The organism is Acinetobacter sp. SH024, assembly GCF_000163635.1.
GTDB lineage: Bacteria > Pseudomonadota > Gammaproteobacteria > Pseudomonadales > Moraxellaceae > Acinetobacter > Acinetobacter pittii.
Genome location: NZ_GG753603.1, coordinates 215,132 through 224,402, shown reverse-complemented (window position 1 = coordinate 224,402; position 9,271 = coordinate 215,132). Strand labels below are relative to the sequence as shown.

At 39.2% G+C, this 9,271-nt stretch carries 10 protein-coding genes, 1 tRNA gene and 1 pseudogene; 8 read left to right on the top strand and 4 right to left on the bottom strand.

The features are described from left to right. The 4 genes from HMPREF0013_RS0105660 to HMPREF0013_RS19805 all read left to right on the top strand — a co-directional run. A partial coding sequence (locus HMPREF0013_RS0105660) for an IS3 family transposase (protein WP_155116029.1) occupies nucleotides 1–230 on the top strand: 230 nt, incomplete at its 5' end. A gap of 334 nt (nucleotides 231–564) precedes the next feature. Continuing rightward, complete coding sequence (locus tag HMPREF0013_RS19815; protein ID WP_005804481.1) at nucleotides 565–1,365, top strand: GNAT family N-acetyltransferase; 801 nt, start codon at nucleotides 565–567, stop codon at nucleotides 1,363–1,365. Nucleotides 1,366–1,487: 122 nt separating this feature from the next. After that, the gene (locus HMPREF0013_RS19810; protein ID WP_005804480.1) at nucleotides 1,488–2,390 is read left to right on the top strand and encodes a helix-turn-helix domain-containing protein; all 903 of its coding nucleotides are present in this window, start codon (nucleotides 1,488–1,490) and stop codon (nucleotides 2,388–2,390) included. Between the two features lie 111 nt (nucleotides 2,391–2,501). After that, a complete protein-coding gene (locus HMPREF0013_RS19805) occupies nucleotides 2,502–3,503 on the top strand; it encodes an aldo/keto reductase (protein ID WP_005804479.1) in 1,002 nt (333 codons plus the stop codon). Between the two features lie 46 nt (nucleotides 3,504–3,549). Here HMPREF0013_RS19805 and HMPREF0013_RS19800 read toward each other — a convergent pair whose 3' ends face one another. After that, nucleotides 3,550–3,942 (bottom strand): hypothetical protein, encoded by a 393-nt coding sequence (locus tag HMPREF0013_RS19800; RefSeq protein ID WP_005804478.1) that lies wholly within the window; start codon nucleotides 3,940–3,942, stop codon nucleotides 3,550–3,552. Between the two features lie 19 nt (nucleotides 3,943–3,961). Further along, nucleotides 3,962–4,705: a hypothetical protein gene (locus HMPREF0013_RS19795; protein ID WP_005804477.1), complete on the bottom strand. Its 744-nt coding sequence runs from the start codon at nucleotides 4,703–4,705 to the stop codon at nucleotides 3,962–3,964. Nucleotides 4,706–4,934: 229 nt separating this feature from the next. Between HMPREF0013_RS19795 and HMPREF0013_RS19790 the strand changes: the two genes are divergently transcribed. After that, nucleotides 4,935–5,822 (top strand): DMT family transporter, encoded by an 888-nt coding sequence (locus HMPREF0013_RS19790; protein ID WP_005804476.1) that lies wholly within the window; start codon nucleotides 4,935–4,937, stop codon nucleotides 5,820–5,822. On the opposite strand, the gene sxtR is transcribed toward HMPREF0013_RS19790, so the two are convergent. Further along, complete coding sequence (gene sxtR / locus HMPREF0013_RS19785) at nucleotides 5,819–6,739, bottom strand: multidrug efflux pump transcriptional activator SxtR (RefSeq protein WP_005804474.1); 921 nt, start codon at nucleotides 6,737–6,739, stop codon at nucleotides 5,819–5,821. The genes HMPREF0013_RS19790 and sxtR overlap by 4 nt on opposite strands. Nucleotides 6,740–6,878: 139 nt before the next feature. On the opposite strand from sxtR, the gene sxtP reads away from it, so the two are divergent. Further along, on the top strand, nucleotides 6,879–8,123 hold the full coding sequence (gene sxtP, locus HMPREF0013_RS19780) for a multidrug efflux MFS transporter SxtP (RefSeq protein ID WP_005804472.1): 1,245 nt from the start codon (nucleotides 6,879–6,881) through the stop codon (nucleotides 8,121–8,123). 124 nt (nucleotides 8,124–8,247) lie between these two features. Beyond that, nucleotides 8,248–8,323: transfer RNA gene (locus tag HMPREF0013_RS19775), tRNA-Thr, on the top strand. A gap of 3 nt (nucleotides 8,324–8,326) precedes the next feature. Here HMPREF0013_RS19775 and HMPREF0013_RS24995 read toward each other — a convergent pair. Beyond that, a pseudogene (locus tag HMPREF0013_RS24995) lies at nucleotides 8,327–8,468 on the bottom strand (hypothetical protein). A 165-nt stretch (nucleotides 8,469–8,633) separates the two neighbouring features. Between HMPREF0013_RS24995 and HMPREF0013_RS19770 the strand changes: the two are divergent. Then, entirely contained in the window at nucleotides 8,634–9,017 is a 384-nt protein-coding gene (locus tag HMPREF0013_RS19770; RefSeq protein WP_005078582.1) for a hypothetical protein, read from the top strand. Nucleotides 9,018–9,271: the final 254 nt, after the last annotated feature.

Here is a 9,271-nt window from a genome sequence, read left to right as displayed (position 1 = left end):
TAATTCAAAGTATGTCTCGTAAAGGAAATTGCTTAGATAATGCTGTAATAGAAAGCTTCTTTGGAATATTAAAATCGGAGTGCTTTCATGGTGAAAAATTTCAATCAACTGATGAGTTAGAGAAAACTATACGAGAGTACATTCATTATTATAATCATGAGAGAATCAAGGTGAAGCTACAAGGTTTATCCCCTGTACAATATAGAAACCAGTTTTTAAAAACTGCTTAACTAACTGTCCAACTTTATGGGGTCAGATCATCCTACCGCTACGAAGGGGGACGAACGAGTTCGCCACCAAAAAGAGAACTTTTTGATGTCTTGTGTGTTATATCGATCTGTCAAAATCGACTGGCAATGTGGCCAGCAGGCAAAGGATAATCCGCGTGTTTTGGAGTGTCAATGTAAGGTTGAATAGAAATTGGTTAAATAATTATTGTTGTTTATTCAATTAGATATTTAAGCTAAACAGTCATTCAACTTAAATTTAACGATATCATGATAATAATAAAAATGTAGGATAGTGAATTATGATTGAATTCATCATTTGAATAGGTAATTAATAATGATAATAAAGGGACCTCCCACCAGTTCAGAAGAATACCAACTTATCTTTCAATGGCTTGATGAGCGGTTCCATTATTCTATTGGGGCAATAGCTTTTCTTAATCAAACACAAGCTACCAATACCGAGTGGCAACTCTTACGTTTGTATAATTCACAAAACGCCGAGCAACTTTTAGGAGTCGCGGTCATCGTTGCTGGGGGCACCTGCTTCTGGGTTCCATCAGAGGCATCGTCTGGTTCATTACTCTGTACATCAATTTTAGAGCTTCAACCGCGTCGGATCGTCACCACCGCGATCGGGCGAGACTTATTGCATGCCGAGATAAAACAAAAAGGACGTATTTTAAGAGAATATGATCAATGGATCATGGTTTGCTCACGCCAATTTTCTGAAGCTCAAGGGCGCTTGGCTGAACTTTCGGATATTGCCCGTCTTAATGAATATCAACATCTATACAATAAAGAGCGCTCAGTAAATGAAACACCTGACTGGGCATCTCTAATTCAACAACAAAAAATTATTGTGCTTGAAGCAAATCAACAAATCGTTTCGATAGTGCGTTTAGGCATAGAAACCGATCGACTCGTTTCTATTGGCGGCACATATACCTTCCCTGCTTATCGTCGAAAAGGTTTTGCCGAACGCGTCTTAAAATTTGCAGTTAATCAGATTGTTGCAACGGGACGGATTGCTCACTTAATTGTCGACGTTGATAACACCCCAGCGGTTACTCTTTATCGCCAAATGGGTTTTGAATGCATAGAGTCGTCTTACATTGCTTACCCAGAGCATTTATAAAAATTTATTCATTTTCAAACCGCTTAAATGAACAGATTGATCGCGCTATAAATAAAAGCTACAGTAAATAAAGTTTGAATTTTATAACTTTAAATAAATTAATAACGCATGCAGGCAAAGACATGGAAACCATACATGATTTTTATCGCCGCTTTTCTTTAACCAGAGATAGCGATTACTCGGTTCCATCAACTTCGTTTGGACATTTTAACGTGTTCCAACGCGATGCCTGCTCGTTTCTCACGCCTTATAGCCGCCGCGATTATTATAAAATTTCACTAGTTTTAGGCACAGGTGAACTTCACTACGCCAACCGCTGGATACGAGTCGACCGCCCTGCTTTACTATTTTCCAACCCAATGGTGCCCTATGCATGGGAAATTAATTCGCCCGAACAGGCAGGCTGGTTTTGTCTATTTACCGAAGAATTTGTAAACCAAGAATCGCGACAAAGCTTTTTAAAAGACTCACCGCTGTTTAAAGTCGACGGCGACCCGCTGTATTTTTTAAATGACCAACAAGTTGAAGAAATTTCATTTATTTTCAAAAAGATGATGAATGAAATAAATTCAGACTATATTCATAAATACAACGTTTTAAGAAACTATTTGCACCTGATTGTGCACGAAGCCATGAAAATGCAACCAACCCAACAGTTTGAAAAACATAGCAATGCTGCGGTTCGGATTTGCCATTTATTCTTTGAATTATTAGAACGCCAGTTCCCGATCGACTCGCCCCATTTTCAGCTGAAACTCAAAACTGCAAATGACTTTGCGTATGGCTTGTCGGTGCATGTGAACCATTTAAACCGAGCTGTAAAAGAAGCCACAGGTAAAACCACCTCTGAGCATATTAGCTCGCGCATTACGCAAGAAGCCAAAGCGCTATTACAACACACCAGTTGGAATATTTCTGAAATTGCCTATAGCTTAGGTTTTGAATATTCAGCGTATTTCACCAACTTCTTTAAGAAAAATACCGGTTTTTCGCCTAAAAAATTCCGCGAAGACTGTGTGGCCTAAAAACAGATTGTTTGAATTTTATAATTATTGGTTTGAATGTTATACGTCAGTTTGAGCCAAAGCATTTTATAGTTTTTCTACTCAAGTGATTTTGCAAAAAGAGTGTGAAAAATGAAATATAGAACTTTAGGACAAACAGGCGAAAAAGTATCAGCACTTGGTTTAGGTTGCATGGGAATGAGCTTTGCCTATGGTGCCTCAGACGACACACAAAGCATTGCCACTCTAGAAAAGGCATTAGACCTCGGCATTAACTTTTGGGACACCGCCGACATGTACGGCAACGGCGCAAACGAAGTTTTGCTCTCAAAAGTTTTAGAAAAACATCGCGACAAAGTGTTTTTGGCAACCAAATTTGGCTTTCGTTATAAAGAAGACAACCTTAATCCAAAAAACTCTTTAGAGTCTTATATCGACGGTTCTCCAGAGTGGATTAAAGTTGCGGTCGAAAACAGTTTAAGACGCTTAAATACAGACGTAATTGATTTGTATTATGCGCACCGCATTGACCCGAATGTTCCAGTTGAAGACACCATTGGCGCAATGGCCGACTTGGTCAAACAAGGTAAAGTTCGTTATTTAGGACTCAGTGAAGCGTCGGCTGAAACCATTCGTAAAGCACATGCGATTCACCCGATTGCAGCAGTTCAACATGAATACTCGCTACTCACCCGTGAGTTTGAGCAAACCCATTTGCAAACCATTCGTGAGTTAGGCATTAGCCTTGTACCTTATTCACCACTATCACGTGGTTTAATCACCAATACGCTTGATGTGGGCAACCTAGAAGAAAACGATTTCCGTCGCCAATTACCACGCTATCAAGGCGATAACTGGAAAAATAACCAAAGCTTAGCGCAAGCATTTAGTGAATTTGCTCAAAGCAAAAATGCGACAGCGGCTCAACTGGCTTTGGCTTGGATTTTGGCGCAAGGTGACGACATTATTCCAATTCCGGGTACGCGTAAAATTGAGCGACTTGTGGAAAATGCCGGTGCTGTAGACCTTCATTTAACAGCGGCAGACTTGGCAGAAATTGAAGCGATTATCGCGAGATATCCAAATATGGGCGCACGCTATAACGCTCAGCAACTAGCAGCGGTGAATCACTAAAATACAAGCTATAAAAAAAGTCCGACTCTGTGTCGGACTTTTTAATTTAATTTTTGCTATAACTGCCCTGCTGGCGTCCACCTTCCCAGATTGCATCTAAGGACTTGTCAGAAATCGTTAGGCTTTCAGGGAAAATGCTTAAATCCTTTTTAAATTTAGAGTCTGGTTTTAGACCAATACAGTCACCGTTTTTCCACCATGTACCTTCGGCATATTGGTCTAACGCACCTACAGCGAGCATCCATTGAAACTTACCATTTGGCTGAAGTAAAAGCTCCGAACCCACTTCCATCACACCATTTAAATAATAGTGCCCACTCCATACCTGATCGGCTTTTTGGAATTTCACTTCTTCGCATGTGCTAGTTGGCTCTGCATAAATGTGAGCAGAAAAAATAACCGTCGAAAGAAGTAGTAAAGGCGCAAATATATTTTTCATTATTTAGTTCCTATCGTTTTTATTTTCCAGACTCAACTTTTAAATAAGTTCCGTCTGCATATACGTTATGCCCAAAGCCACAGCCCGAGTTACCCCCGTTTTGTTTGGCTTGAATATAATTTCCTAATTTCGCGTTGCTTTTAAAGTCGAGTTGAATGCGACAGTCTTGATCTTTATAGACGATTTGCTTTTTATTGCTCGGCATTGTGGTCCCAAACTCACCCATGTTCGGGCCGTAAATTAAGCTTCTAAGACCCATATATAAACCAGCATAGCTGATTGCATATTGACCCTTCTCACGGCTTACCGTGATGTGATCCCATTCACCAAAACCTGAGTAGCGCACATATTCGCCTGATAAATCATTTGAAGCTTTAGGTGCAGGTAACTGTTTAAGATTAAACTGGCTCGATTTTGATTTTTCATCGAGCATAAACCATACTCTTGCCCAGAGTGGTTGACCCAATTTGGCATAGGCTAATCCCACATTATTGTTGGCAACTTCAATATCACGGTCAGTAAATTTAACTGTGGTTTCATCTTCATTGGCTTTACAAAATGCAGTCCAAGAGGCTTGATTCTGGAAATTTTCGAGCGCTTTTTTATATTGTTTTTGGTCGTAGAATTTCTTACCTAAACTCGCGTATTGCTTCACTTTATTACAGCTTTGTTGTAGCTCTTGTTCATAAGAAAACTCTGCATGCGTGACCGCCAAAGCTGAAAGTGTAAGAACCGCGCAGCCTGAAATAATTGATTTAATCATTTTTAAAATTCTTTAATAATTAACTAATTATATAATATGAGCTGGCACTATAAATCACAATTATTTGAAACAAAAGTCTATAGAATGCCTTTAGTCTTGAGTAAGAATTTATTAAATCAATTCAAAATAAATCATTGAAAATATTAAGCGTTAATTGGTTATTTTTGTTGAATATTCATCCAAAAAATATTGTAGACTGCATGCGTAAAACTTAGGAAGAATTATAAGAGTGAATAATCTAATTATTGGAAGCCTATTTGCGCTTTGTGCAGCCGCACTCAATGCCTCTATTGGTGTAATTAGTAAATTACTCATGCATAGTGGTTTAAACCCACAAGACATTGCCTTTTTAAAAACCATTATCGCCTTTTTCTTTTTAAGTGTGTTTTTATTTAAAGTGCCAGTCAGCCAAAAGCTTGCTTTTATTAGCAGCACGCCAAGTAAACTCAGCGTTTTTACTCAAATTGCCATCTGTGCTTTTTTAGGGATTTTCTCTTTATTCTTTTTCGAAACCATTGCCTACAACCACGGTGCTGCGGCCAATGTCGTGGTGGTACTCATGGCTTCGGCTGCCATCTCTGCCCTATTTTTTGGTCGATTCATATTAAAAGAAAGTATCTACATTCATTCGCTTATTGGAACATTATTAGCAGTTGCGGGGATTAGTATCATTTCGTGGAAAGGTGAAAATAGTTTATTAATGCTGATCAATGCTTCTATTGCCGGTACGGGTTATGGCCTATTTTCGGTTTTAGTGAAAAAGTTCAAATTAAACGGCGGACTATTTCTGACTAAATACTTACTGCTGTTTGGTAGCGTTTATCTTGCGGTTCCGTTTTTAATTAATTTTCACAGCATTAATTTTAATAGTGACATTGTTTTAGGTTTGATTGGTTTAGCTGTTCTGCCGACCATCCTCGGCTTTTTCTGTACCACTAAAGCATTGTCTTATATGAGTGCGGCCAAGGTACAGGTGACCGAGCTTTCTGAACCTATTTTCGCAGCGCTTATGGCTTGGGTTTTCATTCATGAGCAGCCGACTTTATCATTTTTATATGGCGCGATTTTTATTATTGCAGGCATCTTTTTAATGAACAGAACACCGAAATCAAACTAGCCGATTTCATCTATTTCGTTGGCGTGGTGACAAGCCACTTGCACCACACTGGCAAAGTTAATCGCCATTTGTGAAGGGGCATGTTTTTTATAGGCAAGCCCTAAACCCACCGTAGGAACAGGCGCTTTCAAAGAGCGATAAGCCACGCCTTGTATTTGCAATTGTTTGGTCGACTCTGGCACCAAAGACACACCTAAGTTTGCAGACACTAACGATAAAATCGACACAATTTGCGGGGCATTTTGTCCAATTTTCGGTTCAAAGCCACGCTCATGGCAGGCTTGTTTAATCGCATCAAAAAGCCCTGCACTAATGGAAGGTGGCGAGACAATAAAATCAAGCTCTCGCAGTGCCGTTAAATCAATTTCTGGTGATGCATCGTCGAGTTGAAAAGACTCTGAAGGTAAAGCCGCAATGAGTGGTTCTGCTAATAATTCTTGAAGAATGAGGCTGTCCGGCATATTACGTGGCGAACGAATAATCGCGACATCTAAACGGTCTTCAAGCAATAAATCGATGAGAAGTAAGGTGTTGGCTTCTTCAAGCTTTAAATTCACTTTCGGGTATTGCTGCTGGAAATAGCGAACACATTTAGGAATTAAAGGATTCAACATTGAAGTGCCTGTAAAGCCTAATCGCAATTGGCCCACTTCGCCATTTGCCACTTGTTTAACAAGGTTTGCTGCATCTTCTACACGCTGTTGTACAGGTTGTATCGCATTTAAAAAGGCAAGCCCCGCTTCGGTCAGCTCTACCCCATGAGGTGATCGAATAAATAAATCTGCACCTAGCTCTTCTTCTAAGTCTCGTATTTGCATGCTTAAAGGCGGCTGGCTCATATTTAAGCGTTGCGCAGCTTTGGTAAAGTTTTTTTCTTCTGCTACCGCTAAAAAGTAGCGTATATGTCTTAGTTCCATCGCTATATACAAAACATATCATGACCCATTGTTAAATATATTAGAAAAATACCATTCAAATTGCTAATTTTAATTTATCGAATTTTCTCGATGCAGCACGCCTTCAAGCACTGCACTTTCTTTCTGTCATGGTCATGATATGAGTTCTTCATCTACACCCAGTACTTTAAGTACTGAGGCAACTACTGTTCTTTCCCGTGAGTGGATTCACAAAGGGACTAAAGCCTATAAACACGCAGGATTTGCTTTATTCCTCGTAGGTTTTGCCAGTTTCTCACTGATTTATTGTGTGCAGCCACTCCTGCCCGCGTTTAGCCAAAGCTTCCGGATTAGCCCTGCAAGTAGCTCTTTAGCACTGTCATTAACGACTGCCTTTTTAGCGATTTCGATTGTACTATCAAGCGCCTTTTCACAAGCCCTTGGCCGTCGTGGTGTAATTTTTACATCAATGCTGTGTGCAGCAATTCTTAATATTGTCTCAATGTTTACCCCTAACTGGCACAGCTTGCTTATAGCACGCGCTTTAGAAGGTCTACTGCTCGGTGGTGTTCCCGCAGTGACAATGGCTTGGATTGCAGAAGAAATTGCACCTGAGCACCTAGGTAAAACTATGGGTTTATATATTGCAGGTACGGCTTTTGGTGGCATGATGGGCCGTGTCGGCATGGGTATTTTGGTTGAATATTTTTCTTGGCGCACCGCCTTAGGTTTACTTGGGGCAATCTGTTTTATTTGCTCGATTGCCTTTTTAAAGCTACTTCCTGCTTCGCGTAATTTTGTGCAGAAAAAAGGGCTAAATTTAGATTTTCACATGCAAATGTGGCGTACCCATTTAACCAATACAAAACTATTACGTCTGTTTGCCATTGGGTTCTTGCTCACCAGTGTGTTTGTGACCCTGTTTAACTATGCCACTTTCCGTTTAAGTGGAGCGCCTTATTCACTCAGTCAGACACAAATTAGCCTTATTTTCTTGTCGTATAGCTTTGGCATGGTGTCTTCATCGTTGGCAGGAACGCTAGCCGAGCGTTTCGGTAAAAAAACCATGATGATGAGTGGCTTTGCGCTCATGATTGTGGGTAGCCTCATGACTCTACTCAGCTCTCTTTTCGGCATTATTATTGGTATTGCATTTATTACCACGGGTTTCTTTATTACCCACTCGCTTACGAGTAGTTCTGTAGGTGCTGAAAGTAAACAAGCTAAAGCTCATGCGAGCTCGCTCTACTTACTTTTTTACTATATGGGTTCAAGTATTGTCGGCTCGGCGGGCGGTTGGTTTTGGCTACACGGCGGATGGAATGCGATTGTAGTTTTAACCGTCGTACTTTCATTGTTTGGAATATTTTTAGTAATTTATACAAAACACGCGAAAGCGCATTAATGTGTTGAAACCCTAACTTTTTCAGGCTAAACCCAATAAGAATTTAAAAATGATATGAAAAAATTTAAATGCTCATTTTTTGGCTTGTAATTTTTTTAAGAAACTGTAAAATTCTCACCACATCGCCGGCATAGCTCAGTTGGTAGAGCAACTGACTTGTAATCAGTAGGTCCACAGTTCGAATCCGTGTGCCGGCACCATCATTAAACCTCATGAATATTTGATTTATGGGGTTTTTTGTTGTCTGTGGTTTTAGGCATAGTATATTCATACTGTTTTGAATAAAGGTATTTACCTAAAATTTTATTATAAACTCGAGCTTCAAAAATTTTTTTCTAAAACCAATTTATTCTTTTAATAGAAAAATATGCGTTCTTAATTTATTAAAAAATATAATTTTAAAACAAGAAATATGAAAAAGATAAGATTATAATGCGCCACCAAATAAGGTCATATAAATAAGACCTATTTTATAAATTTTAATTCATTAAGATACCAATACGGAAAAGTATGAAACTTCGTTTTATTTTACCTGCTTTATTTCTAGCATTCCCTTTAACAACATATGCTCAAGAAACTGCATCTCAACCTCAAATTCAAACCACTACAAATCCACCTATTTGCTTAATTGAAGGTACTCCTTCAGCAGAGCACTATAAATCTATTAAACGTATTAAAGCCGCAAAAGGAACCTATGGTGGCTTTGAAGAAGTAAAACCTAAATTAGCTAACGTTGCCCGTAAGTATGGTGCAGATGTGGTAATTAATTATCACCAAAGCCAAAGATTTGGTTTCTGGCCTTGGCGTATTGTTCGCCCAGTACTCACAGGTACTGCTGTGAAATGGAATACACCATTTAACTGTGCAGCCTTAGGCGGTAAAGAAATTCGTTAATAAGAAATGAAAAAAGCCCAACATCCTGTTGGGCTTTTTTCGTATTTCGTTACTAGGTACACTTCCTGCAATACCTCACGTCCTGATGCTTAAACTTATTATTGTTGTTTTACGTTTCGGAACTTCCTGTTCCTGATGAGTTCATCATAGGCAATTTATCACGTCATAAAAAGACGCCAATTTCCCGAATATATGTACGAAAAAGCGTACATGATTCTTTTAAATTTAAAACTTGATTTATCTATCATGGAAAT

Bases quoted from the DNA above. Each gene is read 5' to 3' on its own strand.
- HMPREF0013_RS19770 (WP_005078582.1), top strand. From the start codon at position 8,634: ATGAAACTTCGTTTTATTTTACCTGCTTTATTTCTAGCATTCCCTTTA.
- sxtR (WP_005804474.1), bottom strand. From the start codon at position 6,739: ATGGAACTAAGACATATACGCTACTTTTTAGCGGTAGCAGAAGAAAAA.
- HMPREF0013_RS19795 (WP_005804477.1), bottom strand. From the start codon at position 4,705: ATGATTAAATCAATTATTTCAGGCTGCGCGGTTCTTACACTTTCAGCT.
- HMPREF0013_RS19805 (WP_005804479.1), top strand. From the start codon at position 2,502: ATGAAATATAGAACTTTAGGACAAACAGGCGAAAAAGTATCAGCACTT.
- HMPREF0013_RS19800 (WP_005804478.1), bottom strand. From the start codon at position 3,942: ATGAAAAATATATTTGCGCCTTTACTACTTCTTTCGACGGTTATTTTT.
- HMPREF0013_RS19810 (WP_005804480.1), top strand. From the start codon at position 1,488: ATGGAAACCATACATGATTTTTATCGCCGCTTTTCTTTAACCAGAGAT.
- sxtP (WP_005804472.1), top strand. From the start codon at position 6,879: ATGAGTTCTTCATCTACACCCAGTACTTTAAGTACTGAGGCAACTACT.
- HMPREF0013_RS19815 (WP_005804481.1), top strand. From the start codon at position 565: ATGATAATAAAGGGACCTCCCACCAGTTCAGAAGAATACCAACTTATC.